This is a genomic window from Priestia sp. VA7 (assembly GCF_055710015.1).
The window spans coordinates 162,717-182,008 of record NZ_JBVQPN010000002.1 but is presented as its reverse complement, the minus strand read 5'-3'; the positions used below and the strand labels follow the sequence as shown (position 1 = coordinate 182,008).

The following is a 19,292-nucleotide window of genomic DNA, read 5'->3' as shown; positions in this document are numbered from 1 at the left end:
AATACGCTTACATTTTTTCTTTTTCCATTAAAATCAGCAAAGTTTTCATCGTAGATTCGGCTGCCGAAATAGCCCTTGCTTCAGGGAAGCTCTTAGCAGCCAAATCCGTTAGCACTCTTCCTGGAGCCATTTCAATATATAATCTTGTGCCCATTTCATACATAACTTCCGTCGTATCATGCCAACGGACGGGCAGGGCAACACTCGCTGCCAAATCTTCCTTAATATCAGCAGCTTTCCATAATTTCCGAGCTTTACAATTACCTATAAAAGGAACGGACGGGTCCTTTCCTTGCACCTCCGTTATGGTTTTTCGTAATTCACTCGAAACTCCTTCCATAAGAGGACAGTGAGAAGGCACCGTTACATGAAGCATTTTAGTTTTTCTAGCCCCTTTTTTAGATGCTTTTTCAAGAACTTTCTCAATTGCTTTTAAGGTGCCAGAAATCGTTATTTGATCAGGAGAATTTAGATTCGCTACGTACACAGGAGCTGCATCAGTTGATAGTTCATTTACAATAGAGAGAAGCTGATGTTCACGCAGTCCCATCACAACCCCCATACCATAACCATCAGGATAAGCATTTTCCATCAGTTTCCCTCTTTTTTTCACAAGAAGAAGAGCTTCTTTAAAAGATAACACTTCAGATGCAACTGCTGCTCCAAACGCCCCTATAGAATGCCCTCCTACCACGTCTGGCGAGTATCCTTTGTTTTTAAACGACCTAGCCGCAGCCACTCCTGCAATAAAAAGACATATTTGAACATTTTTATTATATTTTAACTTTTCTGACGAATCTAAAGATAATACGTCTTGATTTAAAACCTCACTTGCTTCTTCAAACGTAGTCGCTAATCCCCATTTATTTTTTATATCATGAAGCATACCAGCATATTGTGCGCCTTGGCCTGGAAATAGAAATGCAACACTCATCGTGTTTCTCCTTTCGACTTTATATCATCCAAGGAGATAATGGATAATTTTATTATAAAGAACATAGGATCAATAACTCTAATACATATTTCTTATATATCCTATAACTTGAAATCTATATAAAAAGAGATTGAGACATAACGAAATCAATGGAAAAATCCGAACGGGTTAGATTCTCCATTAAGAATCTAACCCGTTCGGATCTTCAACTAAAGTACTTTTAGCTACAGATGAGCCGGAAAATGCGGAAGCACTTCTTCGCCAAGCTCATGTATAACTTCTTCAGCCGGACGCTTGCTATCAAAAAGAGCAAAAAAGAGATGATTAACTCCTATTTCTTTATAAATAGAAAGAAGTTCAATTAATGTATTACGACCTGCTCGAAATCCTAAACGAATTGGCGTTGGCATTTCATTTGGATCTTCTGCCAAATCTAGATGCATAGGTTGTGTAAAAGGTTTAAAAACGCCTGGATGATAGATATCAACCAGTTTCCTCCATTGGGTAATAGCTTCTGCTTGAAAATGGGGATGACGAGGATAATACATCCAGCCGTCCCCATACTGTGCAAACCACTCCATATTTTGCTGACTGTATCCCGTAATCATCGTTGGAATACGTTTCGTTGGCTTAGGAACGACATTTGCTCCTTGAATGGATCCCAAAGCAGACTCGATAGATGGAAATTCTTTATTTAACGCTTCTTCTAAATAATGAAAAGCCTCTGAAAATCGCTTTCCTCTTTCTTCATGAGGAATACCTAACCCTCGAAAATCTGCTTGACGGTCTCCAGAAGATACGCCCATAATCAAACGCTCAGGAAAAGCTGATCAATGGTTGCCATTTCTTTGGCTACGCGAAGCGGATGGCGCAAAGGCAGCACAATAGCAGATGTACTAAGAGCAATCTCTCTTGTTTGACTGGCCAGATACGTCAAATAAATAAGCATATCATAAATTTGACCCGTGGCTGGATCGCCAAATGATGGATCTTGAAGAAGGACATCGCGGAACCATAAGCTTGTAAATCCATATTGTTCTGCAAGCTGCGTGAGCTCCACTTGTTTCTCCATCGTAGGCGTGGCATATTGATAATTTTCAAGCGGCATATGCAAACCTAACGTTAACTCATTCTCCTTGTACATACGACGATACGCCTTATGATGTTGAAATGTAGTCATTTGCTTCCTCTCCTTTTATAGCTAAGAGATCATCGCCTTTTGCGATGATCTCTTGTTTTATTTTGCTTTTGCTTCTATTGAGCGGCTCCATGCTGTTAATAAGACCGCTCCTAAAACCATCACTCCTCCAATCCAAGGAGTATGAACAAGACCAATCGAATCAACAATCAGGCCGCCTACAAAAGAACCAATAGCAATTCCAACGTTAAATGCAGCAATATTAAGCGCAGAGGCTACGTTCACTGCTGAAGGAACATACTTTTCAGCTAAGTTCACGACCAGCACTTGAAGTCCAGGTACGTTCATAAATGCCAATAAGCCCATGGCAAAAATCGTAATCGTTCCCGCTACTTTAAACGATGCAGTAAACGATAAAACAACTAAGATAACTGCTTGAATTAGAAACATCCAAAATAATGCTTTTAACGGATTTTTATTCGCAGCTTTTCCTCCGATTGTATTTCCGATGGCTACTGCTACACCGTATACCAGCAGTAAGATACTAACCGCGCTTGGTGCGTATCCTGTTAGTTTTTCAAGAATAGGTGCTAAATACGTATAAGCTACAAACGTTCCGCCATATCCTAAGGCAGTAATAGCAAACGATAGTAAAAGCGGCCCGTTTTTCAAAATTTTCAATTGATCACTAAACTTTGCCGGCGGCGCTTCCTTTAAGTTTTTAGGCACTAAAAGAGCACTTGCAATAATGGCAATAACCCCAAGTAACGCTACTCCCCAAAATGTTGCTCTCCAGCCGAAAGCTTGTCCGATAAATGTACCAAGCGGAACACCTGTAACAGTTGCAACTGTTAAACCTGTAAACATTAAAGCAATGGCACTTGCTCGCTTATCTTCTGGCACTAAATCAGCAGCGATAGTCGCACCGATAGAAAAGAAAATCCCGTGTGAAAATGCAGTAATAATTCGTGCTATAAGCAGCAGCCCAAAGCTTGTTGATAAAGCTGCTACTGAGTTTCCTACGATAAAAATAACCATCAATAGCATCAACAGTGATTTTCTGCTCATTTTACTTGTTAAAGCTGTTAATACGGGAGCTCCAAATGCAACTCCCATTGCGTATCCTGAAATTAATAACCCTGCTAGTGTAATGGAAATATTTAAATCATCTGCAAGCGATGATAATAAACCTACTGGAACAAACTCTGTAGTCCCGATTCCAAAGGCGCTAATAGCTAGCGCTAATAGCGGCAAAGAACCGCTTTTTTTACTTTGTTGTGTTTGTGAAAGTGTGTTCACTTCTTAACGCCTCCTGTTCGTTATGATAACTTCTTCATAATAGCTTCTCTTACGGCTAATTAGCTTAGGTACCTTTCATATATTCGCTAACTCGCCATCAACAATTGTTATTATGAGCGATGTAAAACCAAAGAAAAAGTACGCACTTTCAAGTGATATAGGCACCTGGAGGTTACAATAAGCGTAAATACTAAAGTCATGAACTATTGGGTATTCTAAAAAAATGCTTACACCTAGAAAATTTTGCTCTATAGTGATATGATAAACATCAGAAAAAATGCGAAAACATGCATTTGACCGTTATCTCTAGAACAAGGAGAGTTGTTAACGTGAAAAAATATAATATTCCAGTGGAAGCGGCACTAGAAGTCATTGGAGGCAAGTGGAAAGTCGTTATTCTTTGCCACTTAATTAAAGGGACAAAGCGCCCTGGAGAATTAAAAAGAATTATGCCGCGCGTTACGCAAAAAGTATTAACGCAGCAGCTTCGAGAACTTGAAGCAGACGGCATCATTGTTAGAAAAATGTACAATGAAATGCCGCCTCGAGTAGAATACTCTTTAACAGATTACGGATGGTCTTTAAAAAGCATTCTTGATTCATTATGCTCTTGGGGAGAACATCATATTGAAAAAACGTATCCTGATAAAGAAGCTGTACTTATGCAGCCTGTAGAAGAAGTCACTGTTTCTAATTAAAAAAAGCTGACTATCTAGTCAGCTTTTTCATTCCCTTACTTTCTTTGTTTTTTCAGATGATGTATATATTCAGGAGGAACCCATATGACAGAACAACTTAAAAAGAAAATTAGTCTTCAAGATGCTATCAAACAGCAGCTTGCTAATAAGAAAAATCAATCTTCAAGTAAAGCTCAAAATAGCAGCACCAATCAAGCAACCAAAAAGCTGACGAGTCAACAAACAAAAAAAACGAATAATCAGCGAAAGAGAACAGGTGTATAATGAACGGACAAAATAGAAAAGACGTAGCTCCTGGAATTGAAGTCGACATTGTTTTAAAAGCAGATCAGCGTTCTGGAAAACTTACACACGGAACGGTCAAAGACATTCTGACCAATTCAAGCTTTCACCCACACGGCATCAAAGTCCGTTTAACAGATGGACAAGTCGGACGCATAAAAGAAATTTACCCAAATTAAAAAAGCATGTATTCTACATGCTTTTTTAATTTACACTTCAAATAAATCTACTTATCATTTCCTACTTTTGTTAAAATAAAGAAGCACTGTCGTCCCCTTTCTTTCCCTTGGGAATTCACGCAAGGAAGAAAAAGGTGGTGGATAGTCTGAGACGAATCCTCAAGTCATTTTTCCTAGATGCTGAGAATGTTCAGCTCCTAACGGCTTACGTAGAGCTTTTAGGAGCCATAGTCGCTCTTATTTTGCTATTTTTCCAGTAGTAAAATAAGTAATCACCGGTAAGTATCGTCTAAAAGGTTCTTCATCCATAAGGCTCGTGTGCTGATTGTCTTTAGGGAATCGTGTTTGGCGGCACTTCCCTATAGTAAAAAGACAGCTTCCTTGCAGAAATGGACAAGGTGTAATCAACTACGGCCGATTATGGGTGCGGGACCTTTTTCTTTATTAGTCTATGTCTTTTTTTTACTTCGCATACACAAAAATAAAAAAACCTCCGAGCTGGCGGTCTCGAAGGTTTTTTCTAGTGAATCGTTTTCGACAAATCCTCATCCAGGCTAACAAGGTTCAGATCTAATAAGATTATGTGATGAATTTCTTCGCCTTACAAGTTACACTTGTCAAAGCTAAGAATTCATTCGCTTGTTAAGAATAACTGAACGTGCGCTCCAGATTGTCATTTTTCCTAGCCTCAGTATATCATACTTATTGAAAACAGGTAAAAAAAGTGTTCGACAAAGCTTGTTAGCAGCTCTTCACCTATGTCATATTTTTCAAAACAAAAAACATTTTACAAATATGAAGGAATTTCATACTATTAGATAAAACATAGAAGATAGAAGTATTCTGACTTGGAGAGGATTTCAATGAAGCAACCTCAGTTAGAAAAAGAAATTCGAGCCTTACAATCAGATATTTACCAATTAGCTAAAAAAACAAGCAGCTATTCTCACGGTGAGATTTTAAAATTAAGTCAAAAGCTAGATCAAAAAATTGTTAGTTACCAAAAGCTTTTTAACCATACCAAATAAGAGCCGCGTTGGACTTTCACTTGCTATCCCTCAAGTACCATAAACCTACAAATAAAACAGATATGTTTTATTCGCAATAGGTACATCTCTGCTTCCCTAATTAATAGGGAAGTTTTTTATTTAGAAAATTAAAACCTTCTCCTTTCCTTAGGTTAGTTGTCATACAAATTGGGTATCCAATCAGTAGGCCTTAAAACCTATCTAAGAAACATAAAGGAGAGAATGCATGATGAGTAATGCTGATACTGCCGAAACAAAAAAAGGCGCTGACTTACTAGTAGAAAGTTTGGCAAGTCAGAATGTGCCTTATATTTTTGGCATTCCAGGAGCCAAAATTGATGGCGTATTTGATATTTTGAAAGAAAAAGGACCAGAAGTAATTGTTTGCCGCCATGAACAAAATGCTGCGTTTATGGCAGCTGCTATGGGAAGACTGACAGGTACGCCGGGCGTTTGCCTTGTCACATCAGGTCCAGGTGCCGCTAACTTAGCCACTGGCCTTGTGACTGCTACTTCTGAAGGTGACCCAGTGGTAGCCCTAGCAGGAGCCGTTCCAAGAGCAGATCGATTAAAAAAGACGCATCAATCAATGGATAATGAAGGACTATTTAAATCTATCGCCAAATTCAGCGTTGAGGTAGAAGACGCTGCAAACGTTCCAGAAGTGATAACAGACGCCTTTCGCGAAGCTGTTTCTTCTCCTTCAGGAGCATGTTTTGTCAGCTTGCCGCAGGATGTAATGGATAGCGAAACATCAGCTTCCACTCTATCCGTTTTAAAAGCTCCTACGATTGGGACTGCCAATTTAGACGCTGTTGCCCAAGCTATACACACTATTCGCACAGCAAAACTACCTGTCTTGCTTTTAGGTATGAGAGCAAGTAAATCTAAAGCAGTGGAATCAATCCGTCAACTTATAGCAGAACATGACCTTCCTGTGGTGGAAACGTTCCAAGGTGCGGGAGCTGTTTCAAGAGAGCTTGAAACCCGCTTTTTTGGGCGAGTAGGTCTTTTTCGCAATCAGCCTGGAGACGTCTTATTGAAGCATGCTGACGTCGTCTTAACAATCGGATATGACCCAGTTGAATACCCTCCTTCTCTTTGGAACTCAGAAAGTCAAAGAAGCATTATTCATTTAGATGATTTACAACCACAAGCTGACCACCATTATCAGCCGGAAATTGAGTTAGTAGGGGATATTCCAAGCACAATTGACATATTAGCGGATAAACTCCCACATTTAATACGTTCAAAAGAAAGTGCTTCTTTTTTAAAAACGCTAAAAAGTAAACTTGAGCAACCTGACGATCAGTACGAGTTTTCTAATGACACTCACCTTCATCCCCTACAATTAATTGAAGCTCTGCAGAACTTTGTTGAAGATGATACTACCATCACATGTGACGTTGGTTCGCATTACATATGGATGGCTCGTTATTTTCGTTCCTATGAACCTCAGCATTTACTATTCAGCAACGGTATGCAGACACTAGGTGTTGCTTTGCCTTGGGCTATTTCAGCTGCACTCGTTCGCCCCCATAAAAAAGTTCTGTCTATGTCTGGAGACGGCGGGTTTTTATTTTCAGCTATGGAGCTCGAGACAGCCGTTCGATTAAACTTACCAATTGTTCACATTATCTGGAACGATCAAACCTACGATATGGTTGGCTTTCAACAGCAGATTAAATATGGTCGAAAATCTGCAGTAGAGTTTGGCAGTGTAGACTTTGTTACGCTTGCTGAAAGTTTTGGTGCCAAAGGATTTAGAGTTAACTCGCCAGAAGAATTTTCGGACACTCTAGCAAGCGCTTTTCGTGAACAAGGCCCAGTTATCATCGATGCTCCTGTAGATTATAAAGATAATGAAAAATTAAATACACAGCTACTGCCAGATCAAATTAACTGAAAGGACTGAGTAAAGAATGAGCAATAAAGAAAAATTAACGATTCACCAAACTTCCACCATGATCGCTTTATTAGACGGAGTATTTGACGGTGTTGTCACATACAAGGATTTAGCTAAGAAAGGTGATTTCGGCATTGGTACGTTTAATCAATTGGACGGTGAAATGATTGCCTTTGACGGAGAATTTTATCATATTGCTGATGGGAAAGCCGCGCCTATTGGCGAAGATGCAAAAACACCTTTTGCCATTATGACAACCTTTTATGAAGATATCTCTTATCGTGTAGAAAAGGAAATGAATCGTGAACAACTAGAAACCTTAATGAACGAGCTTATTCCTAGCCCGAATTTATTCTATGCAGTTCGCATTGACGGGAAGTTTAAAGAAGTAAAAACGCGCACGGTTGCAAAGCAAGAGAAGCCCTATCCTTCTATGGTAGATGCGGCTGCTGATCAGCCTACATTTACATTTTCAGATGTAAATGGAACACTAGCAGGTTTTTATACGCCAGAATATTCTTCAGGCATCGGTGTTCCAGGCTACCACCTGCACTTTATTGATGAATATAAAAAAGAAGGGGGACATGTTTTAGATGTCTCTGTTCAGGATGTTACAATTCAAATCTGCAAAAAAACGAAATTAAATCTCAATTTATCGGAAACAAGTGAATTTTTAAATGCTAATTTAGAAGACCATGATGTAGAAGAAGAAATTGCGACGGCTGAATAAACAACGATACTTTTACTGATAAAAAAACGCTCATCGTCATGCATGACGATGAGCATTTTTTATTTAATCGCGTTCAGGCTTCATTTCTAGCACAACACAGAAACCTTCCGCCTATACGTAAAAAGAGCCTGTGTCTTTTAAAACATAGAAAAATGGTATTTCAGCTTCTTTTAGACATCTAGCCATTCGATCCTTAAAGTTATCTAATTTAATTATATTTTTTGCTTCTTCTAACGTAAAATATCCCACATCCTGCGTTTCATTGGAGACAGAAATTTCCCCGCTAATCGCTTTTCCCTTTAATAAAATAACAGTAGTAGATCGTTTAACATCTTGTTCTACTCCTAGAAAGTTGGTCACTTCAATAACAATTCCAGATTCTTCTTTAACTTCTCGTATCCCCGCATCTTTTATTGATTCACCTGCTTCAACAAAACCGCCTGGAAATTCCCATCCCCGTCTATGGTTCTTGACTAGAAGCACGTGATGATCTTGATTTACCACCATAACTGCTACAGCTAATTTTTGATTCAACTTTTTCTCACTCTCCTTTTAGACCGTTAAGATATTGTTCAAGAAGATGAAGAAATCTTTCTATATCTCTATATGTGATATCACCAATATTTGCTATTCGAAACGTTTCTAATTTATCAATTTTACCAGGATAAATGGTGAATCCTTGTTTATAAAAAAAATCATGCATAATATCAAAATTATACTTTTTATCGGAAGGCTCGAGGATAGAGGTAATAATTTTAGAATGATGTGTTTCAGGAACCAAATAGGTTAACCCAAGTTGAGTAATTCCATCCGTTAAAGTAGTCCATGATTTTGAGTAGCGTTCATATCGTTTCTCAATTCCTTCCCACTGAGTTTCTATAATTGCCTGCTTTAAGGCGTACATAGTCTGAACAGGAGGAGTAAAACGCAATTGTTTATTCATTTGGAAATATCGATACTGATCATATAAATGAAGATAAAGGTTACGAGGCTTTATTTGCTCCGTTTTTTCTAACCGGTCTTTATTTGCTATAACAAACGACACGCCTGCCATTCCTTGAAGGTTCTTATTTGCACTTGCGGCCAGATAGCTTATATTCATTTTTTGCATGTCAATTGGAACAGCTGCATACGAACTCATTGCATCCACAATCATTTCGATATTTTTCACTGCACAAAATTCCCCAATTTTTCCAATGTCATTAAGAAGCCCCGTGGAAGTTTCACAGTGAACAAGAGCCAGATAAGAAACGTTCGTTGAAATCTTTTTTATAAAAATTTCTAAGTTGTTCATATCAATAGCCTGCTCGGCGGAGCTTTTATATTCTAAATAATTCAGTCCATAAATTTCAGCGATTTTACACATTCTTTCACCGTATGGACCATTATTGATAATAACAACCGTACCGTTATCAATTACTGAACTTAAAATCGATTCCACTGCCGCCGTTCCAGATCCGCCGAATAATACCGTAGTATACTTTTCTGGATTCCCCACAAATTTTGTTAGTTCAGCAGAGATAAATTCCATCGTCTCTCCAAATTCTTTTTCTCTCGGGCAAATGTCTTCCACTATTTGAGCATATTTGACGGTATCTGTTGTAGTTGCCGGTCCGGGGTTTAGGAGTATACTTCTCTTAACTGTATGCGTAATACCTTCTCGAGCTTTAATAATCGGATAAACAATAGCAGTTGCTCTTGCCCAGTGATCTTCATCATCCACTTCACACCATGCCAAATTATCCAGTTTATGAACATACACATTTGCTTTTTCGGAAATTTTAACGAGGCCATATTCATAATCGATCGTTTGATTAAACTGGAACAGCGTATTTGCTTCATCACAAAGTCTCTGAAATGTAGCATAAGAGATTTTGGTTAAACCAACTAGTTCTGCATAGATACTATTCAACTCTTCTTTTTGTTTTGACATATTCTTAAGGTTATTATTTTCATCAGCTTCAATATAAACTTCATCGCCAGCACCGTTCAACTTACTTGCTAGTATGACATCTGATCTCGAGTGGTTTACTAATGTTTCCAACGCATTCTTTTCATAAATTACATCTGATTCCAATAGTAAAAAATCTTCTTTAATATAATTTTTAAATTGATACAGCGTAAACAGGCTTCCCGTTGTTTCGTATCTAGAATTATAAACACATTTTATTTGAGGATATCTAACCATTAGCTTTTCATATTCTTCTTTCATATATCCTGTTCCAATAAAAATCGTCTTGACTCCTGCTTTTATTAACTTCGAAATGGAATGTTCAATAATCGATTTTTCATCAATCATCAAAAAACCTTTAGGGCGGTTTCCAGCTCTTTTACGAATCCTGCTTCCCATCCCTGCAGCTAGAATAACAGCTGTTTTAATCATCTAAAAACACCTGCAGTCTTTCTTTGACTTCATAAGGCTTCATTTCAGGACGCCCCAGGTTCTTTTTAGATCCTTTCGCTATTTTAAGATATAAAAACGTTAATTTTTTATCACTTTTCCACTGTTTGATATACGTCTCTAACTCATGTAAGTTATGAACATGAATAGAATTTTGATACCCACAGGAAGAAGCAATATCTACGAAATTAATGTTATGAGAGACCGTATGTTGTCCCCCTGTAGAATCATGGGTTTGATTGTCTAAAAGAATGTGTAATAAATTTGCTGGACAGTAGTATCCGTTGGTCGCTAGATTTCCCATGCGCATAAGCAACGCTCCGTCTCCATCAATTGTAATGATGTTCTTTTCATTTCTGCTCAAAGCTAAGCCTAAACCAATGGAACTAACGCACCCCATAGATCCAACCATATAAAAATTATTTCTTGCGTCTTCTATTTCGTAAAGCTCTCTTCCTGTTTTTCCTGTAGCGGCCAATTGAATAGTATCGTTGTCTTTTAATGAATTAACTACTTGTAATGCCTCATACCTTGAAGGTAACTCGTCGGTTGTTATCTGTTCACTTCTCATTTTAGGAGTAATGTTTTTCATTGATTTTTCTAAAAGCTTAACTGGCTCAAACGTTCCTTTTTTTACAATAAAGAAGTAGCTTTCATTATTTTCAACAGCTTGATTAGCCCGCTGTAATTGTTTTTTAACTTCCGTAAAATCAAAAGACAAATATTCCCATTTTATTTTCATCGTATTTAGCAGGGCAGGAGTAATTTCTCCCATTAATTCATGCTGCGGTTCATCTGGACATCCAGGTTCTCCGCGAAAACTGACAAATCCAAGGACAGGAATTTTAAACGGATGAATAAGAGAGGTTAAAGGGGAAACAGCATTTGCTAATCCGGAGTTCTGCATTAAAACAACCGCTTTGTTGCCAGCAATTGATGCGCCAGCAGCAATCGCTACCGCTTCTCCTTCGTTTGCTGCTGCAACATATTCACATTCGTTGATAGCATAGTTAATAAGATGTTTAAGATAGGAACAAGGAACCCCGCTATAAAATTGAAAACCTAGTTTTTTTAATTGAGTTCCAAATACGGACGTACTAATCATTTTTCCCACCATCTTTTTGAATCTTTGTATACGTTTCGGTATCTATCCATGACCCCATTGTATATTTAACAGCAACCGGGTGAGTTAGATTAACATAATTAAAGAAATCAGAAAACGTGAGCTGAGCAAAATCTTTTCTTTGCGCCAGTTCTTCCAAAGCTTTTTTTACAACCTCAGTGCCTTTTGCGGAAACTTTCCAAAGACCAATGAATTCACCGTGAATGTTGTTAAAGTTTGGATTGCACGACATTTGAATCAAGTCTACTGTTTTGGAATACAGCTGCTTGGAATAGGGAAGTTTAGCAGTTACATAAGATGTTTGATTCCCTTTTAACTCATAATCAGCTCCTGCTACAATAGTGATATCGCCACTTTCATGAATTAACTCCTCAAAAACATGTGTTTTATATACGATGTTACTGTCGCTTATTAAAGTAGCCGTTCCTAACTTATCTCTTGCAGCATAGAGATGATATAATTCCCCTTTATTAGGAAACGCCTTATCTTCCATAGCTTTGTCGGAACCTACTTTTATACTATTTGTCACGCCGACTTTTTTTAACTGATTTATCTGCTCAGTTATCAAAGCTTCATTTGCTGATTCTTTTACCAGAATCATAGCGTTCGTGCTATGATTGGCAGAGCTTAAATAAAGTTTCTCTGCGATGTCGAGCTCTTCAGCTTTTTGAAGACGGAAAACTTCCTCAAGCGGAGAGACATTTTTTTCTACGTTAATCAAGCTTTTATCGTAATAAATCTGAGCGGACGTTTTTTGCATAGCTGTAATGGAAGATCTTAAGTTATGGTTGGCCCAAATGCTCAAGCTAATTCCTAAATCACTAAATTTATCAGTTGGAACTGAATAATATTTGGTTGGAACAATAATAACCGGAAGCCTGTTTCCCCACTCTTTCATAAAAGCTTCAATCTCTGTCATATCTGACCTTTTACTATGAATCAAAACGGCGTCGGTTCCCGCTTGGCGATAAGCTTCTGCACGTTTTAAAGCTTCCTTCAGCCCCCACCCTGCAATAAAAGCTTCTACACGCGATACCACTACAAAATCTTCGTCATTTTGGCTATCTTTCATTGCTTTGATTTTGCCGCAAAATTCATTAATATCTGCAAGCGGCTGTGCTTCACCTTTAATAAATGAGTTTGTTTTTGGAAACAATTTATCTTCAATACATACGCCTGGAATGTCTCGCTGCTCCAATTTCTTAACTAATCTTCTTGCATTATTAAAGTTCCCATAGCCTGTATCACCATCTAGAAGAATTGGAATGGACGTTGCGTCACTCATAAACTCTAAGATGTCTAATACCTGTGTCCATGAAGCCTCATTATTATCTCTTACACCCAGTGCTGCAGATAATGATAGGCCGCTGGCCCATATCCCTTTGAACCCTGCTTCTTCTACAATCTTTGCAGATAGCGCACTGTGAGCCTCCATAATAAACTCTAGCTGTTTACTTTCTATCAACTCTCTTAGCTGTTTAGTCTTCTTCATGTCTATCCTCCTTTTACTCTTCGTTGTCTGGAATAAGTTTATTTCTTAATTCCTTAAAAGTAGGTTTTGTCATAACACGGTGCGTTACTTTTAATAAAATCATTGTATTTTCATTTAAATATGGCGCTAGCACATTGTATACTTCATCACCAGTCTTACAAAAATAGACTTTATTAGGGTCCATTCCACATTTTAAAGCTCCTGTCCCAATAGCTTTTGCTTCTTCTCCTACTACCACTAAAATATCAATCTTTGATTCCGCTGCTTTTTTTCCCATATCTTCATATTGTTTAATTGCATAAGGTCCTTCTCCTAGCTGAGGCATGTAACCTAATAAAGCAATAGATTGTTTCTCTTTTGACATATCACTAAGAACTCCAAGAGCTGTAGCCATCGATAAAGGTGAAGAGTTCCATGTATCATTAATTACCGTACATTCATTCATTCCTCTTTTAAATTCCAAATGTTCTTCTACTTGTTCAAACAAGCTAAGTCTTTGTATGGCAACGGAAATATCAACGCCCACATAAAATACTGCAGCAATGGCAGCCAGTGCATTATACACATTATGTTCACCATATCCAGGGATAAAAGCATCGTATTCTGTGTTTTGGTACTTTAAAGTAAAAGCCATTCCTCCATTAGCATATTTAATATCTTTTGCTTGAAATTGGGAACTACCATTTTTACCTATATATACAACATTTTGAAGGTGCCTAACATCAAGCACTCTCTTAATATTTTCATCATCTGCGTTTAAAATCAAAATGCCGCTGTTTGGATCTAAGCCTTCTACAATTTCGGCTTTTGCTTTCATATATTCTTCAGGTGTTTCACAATCAGCGAGATGGTGCACGCCTATATTTAATAGAATTCGTATTTGTGGCTGAAAGTAGCGACACGCAACTTTTAAATAGCCCGGATAAGCGACAGGCATTTCAAAAACAGCTACTTCTGTCGTATCATCAATACCTGTTAAATAACGTAGATTTACAGACATAGAATTCATACTCATCCACGTAGCTTTCACTTTATAATCTTCAATTAATATTTGTCGGATCATCTCTTTTGTGGTCGTTTTTCCACAAGTTCCTGTAACACCAATAACAGGAAGATCAAAAAGCCCTCGGTAGTATTCGATAAATTTCCAATAAGCCTCTTCTAATTGAGCTGTTTTAACAAGAATAATATTTCCCTCTAAGTTCGTGCACAGCTCAGGGTGATCTGTTATAACGACAATTGAATGATTTTCTTTCCAATACTTCCCTCTAATCGGTTCTCTATCTAAATGAAAGATGAGTGTATGATCCTCTATATCCTTTTTAGCGTAGTTTATAGCATGTTTAATAACAGGATTTCCTGATCCATAACAAAGGTCTCCCCCCGTTTGTTTAAGGATTTCATTTAATGTGAAGTGCTTCATGTTAAATCCTCCTTTTCTTCTTCGTAACCAGCCAGTGAAGACGCATAATTAAGCAGACGAATCCCCGCCAAAGTACGCAGCTTGTAGGCTCTAATTTGTGAGAATAGACTATCTGGTTTTGCATTTATTTCAAGTAACTTTATGGAACCGTACTGATCTATACATAAATCTACCGCCAGCTCCCCAAAAGGACCTACTTTCTCCTCTACTGTTGCAACAATATTTTTAGATATTTTAGCTAATTGATTTATAATGAGCCTTCTGTCTGTTGGATCAGGATATAAACTGTTTAATATTTTACTGAGACGCATATTCGTTTCAGAATCTTCCGTTAGCACATCTTCACCGGTGAGACGCGCAACCATACCCGTTCGAAGCCAAATTTGCTTTTCATTTTTTTGCATATAAACCCGTATTTCCAAATTTTTATCTTTATGCTGTTTTCTGCGAATTCCTTCTTGAACAAGATAAGGATTGTTTTTCATCAAAGGAGAGAGCAAAGTAAATAATTCTTCCATATTACTGAATTGATGCAGCTCTTTTTTATTAAGATCGAACCAAAAGATGCCTGTTGGTCGGCGAACGATACGCATGACTCCTTTACTTAAGGCTCCGCCAAGCGGTTTTAAATAAACTTCTCCATAGCTATCAAGCATTTCTGCAATGTCAGCAGAATTTTGTACGAGACGTGACTCTGGAAGAAATTCTTCATATTCTTTCATAAGAAGTTCATATGTTGCCCACTTATCTCCCGTAAGCTGAAACAAATTTGAAGAATTAACAAAAGGAATTTTATAAATCGCCTGGAGTTTTGCCCTTACTTCATCTATTAAAATATTCTTTCTACCATCTATGAAATAACGGTCATAAATAACAGCAGGAAAAGGAAAAAGCCCTTCACCATTAATAGTTGTTCCTTTAACCAATTTTTTCTCCCAATCAATATCTTCGGGTTCAAACACATATACAAGCATTCGCTTTTCAGTTGCTAAGCGACATAGATGATGGAAATAGGTTGTTTGTCTTTCAAAAGGACGGTTAGCAAGAATGCCAATGATAGGACCTAAAGTTATGATGCCTTCTGAAGCTGATAGCTTGGGGCACCAATCTTTCGGGAGAGATAGTTTATCACGGAGAGATTTAGAGAGTTGAACCATATTTGGATGGCGAAATGAAAAAGGATAAGAATGAACAGTTGCAGTTGATATTGCCTTTCCTGCACTAACAATCGTAGACTGCCCCTCTTTGAGGCCGTATTTTAAACGGAGCTTTTTGGGGATTTGAATAATATGTCCGCGGTCATAGATTTCTTTAGAAATCTTTACATTCCAATTCCTACGAATATCCTTTGATTCATCACAAGGAGTTTCTTTTTCTATCATTTCAAATAGAAAAGATAGTTCATTTTGATAGTGTGGATAGCTGGATGTTTTCATAAGATTGGCCTTGATATCTTTCCACATTCGTTTAAGAAAGATTTTATTCCCTTGATAGTAGGCACGCTGCGTAAGTGGATGAAATAAAAATTCGCTTTTTAATTCATGATGATGAGTAGCAACTAGCTGAGCAAGAGCTAAAGTGGAGAGAGTAATTCTAGGGTCGATAATCCAAGAGCTTAAAGTTAAATACTCAAATCCATACGGTTTCTCACGATAGCGTCCAAGACCTCCATGGTTCGTTTTCCGTCTGAGTTTAGCGGTCTTAGATTCTTCTATCAGCGCTACTGGAATAGCAAGGTAGTGGTCAAGAGCTCTTAATAAGGATAAAGAAAGCGGAATGCCAAAATGAATATGTCCTCCACATTGATACCCTGAAAACGGCATGCTGCCTGCCCGAAAATGAATATTTTCATATGGTACCTGTGCAGATGCTTTTTCTATTAATTTTTGAATATTCTCAAATAGTTCTGTTGATGAATTCGCTTTTTCAGGCCTAACTTCTACTAATGCATACTCACCGCTATCTTGCTCTATTTGTCTTTCATCACAGCCTACCGGACCTTCAACAGAAAAAAAAGTAGAAGCTGGTAGAAGCTCTCCATCACAACTTAACATAAACTCAACGTCAGCACCCATACTAAAAGGAACACTAGGCTTTAATGGATTTTCTATCCATTCACTTTCTGATGAGTTAATATCTGTGACGATACACTCTCCATTTTCTAATACCCCCATTTTGACAAAGCCGCTTTTAGCTCCCGTTACATAAAGCGCTCGAATGGCTATGCTTACCAACATTTCCGGTACATCCATGCTGTTTATCTGTTCTAATTTCCACCCGAAGGCTTTTGTTCGAATGGGTATTTCATTAAATACAACGTGTTCACTAGTAACTACTTGTACTGATTTTACGTTCAGCCCTTCCACTTCTAGGAAATACTCTTTGTCTATTGCATACATTTTCGTAAAATAATCATATCCTTCATATATTGCTTGATCCTTTGTATTTACGATGACAATATCTCTTCCGTTATGGTGACCATACTTCCTTCCTATCACTGGATATGAACAGGTTTTGGGGTCAACTAATTCAACAGACGGTACATTATTCAGATTAAGAGTTTGCAACGTCATTTCTTTATCAGATAATATCCCTAACTCTTCTCTCATTGGATCCATTTTAAAGCCTCCTAATTAGAACTTTCTATGGTATTTTGCTACTTTAATGCCCTATAACAATAATCAGCTACTCCTATAGTATGTAAATATACAAAATACTCCTGTACATTTATCTATTTATTTCCACCATCTCTAAAAACTTTTTATGTATGTATTTAACACGTGTAATAATTCACCAATTTTATTTTTACTGCATTTATTATAGAAAGGATAGATTTCAAACGATATAAAAGGAGAAATAGTCAATGACATTAAAATTCATTCATGGAAACTACTTAAAATACAACAAAGGAACTGGTTTTATAAGCTGTCACGTGGATGCACTTCATGCAGAACCACCCGCTGCTGATTTATTTACGGATAAAATTGTAGAAAATTTAGTCAAGAAAACAGGATGTGCAGGAATCGTTAGTACGATTTCCAGAACCATAGCAGATTTAAATAGAAATCTAAATGAAACAAACCATGAGGGGATACATGAATATAGAAGAACAATCCAAGAAATTGTTAAATCTTTAAAAATAATAGATAGTGATAATTTCCTTTTAACACCCTATTTGCATTTATCTTTTCATGGAATGAAGGACACGCATTACGGGCCTCATGCAATTGAAGTGGGGACTTTATATGGACAATCTTGCTCAAAGGAAGTTAAAGATTGGTTCCAACAGGAGCTGACTAAAAAATCTGAAGATTCGTTCCCGAAAATCCATGTAATATTTGATAATAAATTTGTTGGAAACGAATCAATTGCCTTTCACAGACAAGGTGACAATAGCGGCTATCTAGGTTACAGTCATAATTTTAATACATTTCAAATTGAATTATCCCGGACTCTGCGCAGCAAACACAGAACTACTATAACGAAGATATTTTCCGAGATTATTGATGACTTTCAACAAACATTCGTCGCTACTTAGTTTTTAGAAATCTTTTCCATCTACTATTTCTTTTATATATTTAGGTAAAACAAATGATGCACGGAAAATTTCAGGATCAATATATTGAGTATCTGTATGCTGTAGCTTCGTCAAATCGGCCTGAAGAGGATCCATTTTTTTAGAAGCAATCGTAAAACTCCAAATGCCGCAAGGGAAAAGAGGTATAGTCACTAAATATGTGCGGACAATTGGAAATAGCTCCTTTAAATTTTTAATTGTGCCTTGTAATGTAGAAGTATTGTAGTAAGGAGATCCTGATTGAAAAACAACTACGCCATCATCCTTAAGGCTGTTGTAGACATATTGATAAAAATCAGGTTGAAATAGTTTTTTTCCCGGTCCAACAGGGTCAGGCCGATCAATTATGAGAACATCATAAACTCCCTTTTGTTCTTGAATCCAATCTATTCCATCGCGATGTATCATATTGAGCCTAGTTTCACCATCATAACAAGAAGCCGGAGTTAGCCATGTGCGGCAGATTTCTGTAACTTTTGGATCGATTTCGACTACATCAATTTGTTGAATTCCGTCATACTTCATGGCCTCCCGTGCAGGACCACAGTCTCCTCCGCCAATCATCGCAACTTTTTTGGGATTTGAATGCGTTATAATCGGCACATGGCTAATCATTTCATTATAAATAAACCCTTCTCCTGTTGAAATTTGTGGAGTACCATCTAGCACCAACATTTTCCCATACCATTTTGTATCCACAATACTGATTTGTTGATAGGAAGATTGCTCATAGTGAAGCAGACTTTTTACTTTATACCCCATTTTCACTCTAGCCTGTCCAACGTAACTCCATATCCAGAGAACTCCATTATCATCCTTTTTATAACCTGAAAGAGGATGCTTTTCTGTCACTTTTTCCACCTTCTATTTCAAAAATTTGTGTTCTATATAAAATATGAATTATTTTTTATTTCGCTATAATTCGATAGCACAAATTTATAGATGCTTACTCTATTAATCTCTTCTAATTTCAATTTTCCTTCCATTCTTTCGACAATATTTCTACTTACTGTTTCTTTCAAAGCTTTTTAACCGTTTCTTCATCAGCACTTAGATAGAGTGTAAGTGTAAGTGTAAGTGTA

General features: G+C 37.4%; 16 protein-coding genes and 1 pseudogene. 7 read left to right on the top strand and 10 right to left on the bottom strand.

Annotated features, from left to right (window positions below; translation table 11 throughout):
• Positions 1–7 precede the first annotated feature (7 nt).
• The 3 genes and pseudogenes from mdcH to AC0C45_RS07510 form a co-directional block, all read right to left on the bottom strand.
• Positions 8–934: a malonate decarboxylase subunit epsilon gene (mdcH, locus tag AC0C45_RS07520; RefSeq protein WP_034654242.1), complete on the bottom strand. Its 927-nt coding sequence runs from the start codon at positions 932–934 to the stop codon at positions 8–10.
• Positions 935–1,158: 224 nt separating this feature from the next.
• Positions 1,159–2,114, bottom strand: a pseudogene (locus AC0C45_RS07515) (LLM class oxidoreductase).
• A gap of 57 nt (positions 2,115–2,171) precedes the next feature.
• A complete protein-coding gene (locus AC0C45_RS07510; RefSeq protein ID WP_472928002.1) occupies positions 2,172–3,371 on the bottom strand; it encodes an MFS transporter in 1,200 nt (399 codons plus the stop codon).
• A 329-nt stretch (positions 3,372–3,700) separates the two neighbouring features.
• Between AC0C45_RS07510 and AC0C45_RS07505 the strand changes: the two genes are divergently transcribed.
• The 6 genes from AC0C45_RS07505 to budA all read left to right on the top strand — a co-directional run bounded on the left by AC0C45_RS07505 (position 3,701) and on the right by budA (position 8,194).
• The gene (locus AC0C45_RS07505) at positions 3,701–4,069 is read left to right on the top strand and encodes a winged helix-turn-helix transcriptional regulator (protein WP_013055500.1); all 369 of its coding nucleotides are present in this window, start codon (positions 3,701–3,703) and stop codon (positions 4,067–4,069) included.
• A gap of 84 nt (positions 4,070–4,153) precedes the next feature.
• Complete coding sequence (locus tag AC0C45_RS07500) at positions 4,154–4,333, top strand: hypothetical protein (protein ID WP_013055499.1); 180 nt, start codon at positions 4,154–4,156, stop codon at positions 4,331–4,333.
• Complete coding sequence (locus AC0C45_RS07495; RefSeq protein WP_013055498.1) at positions 4,333–4,530, top strand: YwbE family protein; 198 nt, start codon at positions 4,333–4,335, stop codon at positions 4,528–4,530. The genes AC0C45_RS07500 and AC0C45_RS07495 overlap by 1 nt, the downstream gene beginning before the upstream one ends.
• Before the next feature lie 863 nt (positions 4,531–5,393).
• Positions 5,394–5,558: an aspartyl-phosphate phosphatase Spo0E family protein gene (locus AC0C45_RS07490; RefSeq protein WP_014461503.1), complete on the top strand. Its 165-nt coding sequence runs from the start codon at positions 5,394–5,396 to the stop codon at positions 5,556–5,558.
• A 226-nt stretch (positions 5,559–5,784) separates the two neighbouring features.
• Entirely contained in the window at positions 5,785–7,464 is a 1,680-nt protein-coding gene (alsS, locus tag AC0C45_RS07485; RefSeq protein WP_472928001.1) for an acetolactate synthase AlsS, read from the top strand.
• Positions 7,465–7,480: 16 nt separating this feature from the next.
• Positions 7,481–8,194, top strand: a complete 714-nt coding sequence (budA, locus tag AC0C45_RS07480) for an acetolactate decarboxylase (RefSeq protein WP_472928000.1) — start codon at positions 7,481–7,483, stop codon at positions 8,192–8,194.
• Between the two features lie 111 nt (positions 8,195–8,305).
• On the opposite strand, the gene AC0C45_RS07475 is transcribed toward budA, so the two are convergent.
• Genes AC0C45_RS07475 through AC0C45_RS07450 form a run of 6 tightly spaced genes read right to left on the bottom strand, consistent with a single transcriptional unit; the run spans position 8,306 to position 17,251 of the window.
• A complete protein-coding gene (locus AC0C45_RS07475; protein ID WP_230183602.1) occupies positions 8,306–8,728 on the bottom strand; it encodes an NUDIX hydrolase in 423 nt (140 codons plus the stop codon).
• 7 nt (positions 8,729–8,735) lie between these two features.
• The gene (locus AC0C45_RS07470) at positions 8,736–10,577 is read right to left on the bottom strand and encodes a 2-aminoethylphosphonate aminotransferase (protein ID WP_237893494.1); all 1,842 of its coding nucleotides are present in this window, start codon (positions 10,575–10,577) and stop codon (positions 8,736–8,738) included.
• Positions 10,570–11,700: a phosphonopyruvate decarboxylase gene (gene aepY, locus AC0C45_RS07465; RefSeq protein WP_257062704.1), complete on the bottom strand. Its 1,131-nt coding sequence runs from the start codon at positions 11,698–11,700 to the stop codon at positions 10,570–10,572. The genes AC0C45_RS07470 and aepY overlap by 8 nt, the downstream gene beginning before the upstream one ends.
• Positions 11,693–13,210: a phosphoenolpyruvate mutase gene (gene aepX / locus AC0C45_RS07460; RefSeq protein ID WP_257062703.1), complete on the bottom strand. Its 1,518-nt coding sequence runs from the start codon at positions 13,208–13,210 to the stop codon at positions 11,693–11,695. The genes aepY and aepX overlap by 8 nt, the downstream gene beginning before the upstream one ends.
• A 13-nt stretch (positions 13,211–13,223) precedes the next feature.
• The gene (locus AC0C45_RS07455) at positions 13,224–14,633 is read right to left on the bottom strand and encodes a Mur ligase family protein (RefSeq protein WP_034654257.1); all 1,410 of its coding nucleotides are present in this window, start codon (positions 14,631–14,633) and stop codon (positions 13,224–13,226) included.
• Positions 14,630–17,251, bottom strand: coding sequence for a putative amidoligase domain-containing protein (locus tag AC0C45_RS07450; protein WP_047930972.1), 2,622 nt, complete (start codon positions 17,249–17,251; stop codon positions 14,630–14,632). The genes AC0C45_RS07455 and AC0C45_RS07450 overlap by 4 nt, the downstream gene beginning before the upstream one ends.
• A 245-nt stretch (positions 17,252–17,496) precedes the next feature.
• Between AC0C45_RS07450 and AC0C45_RS07445 the strand changes: the two genes are divergently transcribed.
• Positions 17,497–18,171: a hypothetical protein gene (locus tag AC0C45_RS07445; protein WP_095380113.1), complete on the top strand. Its 675-nt coding sequence runs from the start codon at positions 17,497–17,499 to the stop codon at positions 18,169–18,171.
• A 3-nt stretch (positions 18,172–18,174) separates the two neighbouring features.
• Here AC0C45_RS07445 and speE read toward each other — a convergent pair whose 3' ends face one another.
• Positions 18,175–19,062 carry a polyamine aminopropyltransferase gene (speE, locus tag AC0C45_RS07440; RefSeq protein ID WP_095380114.1) on the bottom strand — a complete coding sequence of 296 codons (888 nt, stop codon included), beginning with the start codon at positions 19,060–19,062 and terminating at the stop codon, positions 18,175–18,177.
• Positions 19,063–19,292: the final 230 nt, after the last annotated feature.

Excerpts from the sequence above, each read along its gene's own strand:
- budA (WP_472928000.1), top strand. The coding sequence starts at position 7,481 with ATGAGCAATAAAGAAAAATTAACGATTCACCAAACTTCCACCATGATC.
- AC0C45_RS07470 (WP_237893494.1), bottom strand. The coding sequence starts at position 10,577 with ATGATTAAAACAGCTGTTATTCTAGCTGCAGGGATGGGAAGCAGGATT.
- AC0C45_RS07450 (WP_047930972.1), bottom strand. The coding sequence starts at position 17,251 with ATGGATCCAATGAGAGAAGAGTTAGGGATATTATCTGATAAAGAAATG.
- alsS (WP_472928001.1), top strand. The coding sequence starts at position 5,785 with ATGATGAGTAATGCTGATACTGCCGAAACAAAAAAAGGCGCTGACTTA.
- AC0C45_RS07500 (WP_013055499.1), top strand. The coding sequence starts at position 4,154 with ATGACAGAACAACTTAAAAAGAAAATTAGTCTTCAAGATGCTATCAAA.
- aepY (WP_257062704.1), bottom strand. The coding sequence starts at position 11,700 with ATGATTAGTACGTCCGTATTTGGAACTCAATTAAAAAAACTAGGTTTT.
- AC0C45_RS07455 (WP_034654257.1), bottom strand. The coding sequence starts at position 14,633 with ATGAAGCACTTCACATTAAATGAAATCCTTAAACAAACGGGGGGAGAC.
- aepX (WP_257062703.1), bottom strand. The coding sequence starts at position 13,210 with ATGAAGAAGACTAAACAGCTAAGAGAGTTGATAGAAAGTAAACAGCTA.
- AC0C45_RS07495 (WP_013055498.1), top strand. The coding sequence starts at position 4,333 with ATGAACGGACAAAATAGAAAAGACGTAGCTCCTGGAATTGAAGTCGAC.
- mdcH (WP_034654242.1), bottom strand. The coding sequence starts at position 934 with ATGAGTGTTGCATTTCTATTTCCAGGCCAAGGCGCACAATATGCTGGT.
- AC0C45_RS07490 (WP_014461503.1), top strand. The coding sequence starts at position 5,394 with ATGAAGCAACCTCAGTTAGAAAAAGAAATTCGAGCCTTACAATCAGAT.
- AC0C45_RS07445 (WP_095380113.1), top strand. The coding sequence starts at position 17,497 with ATGACATTAAAATTCATTCATGGAAACTACTTAAAATACAACAAAGGA.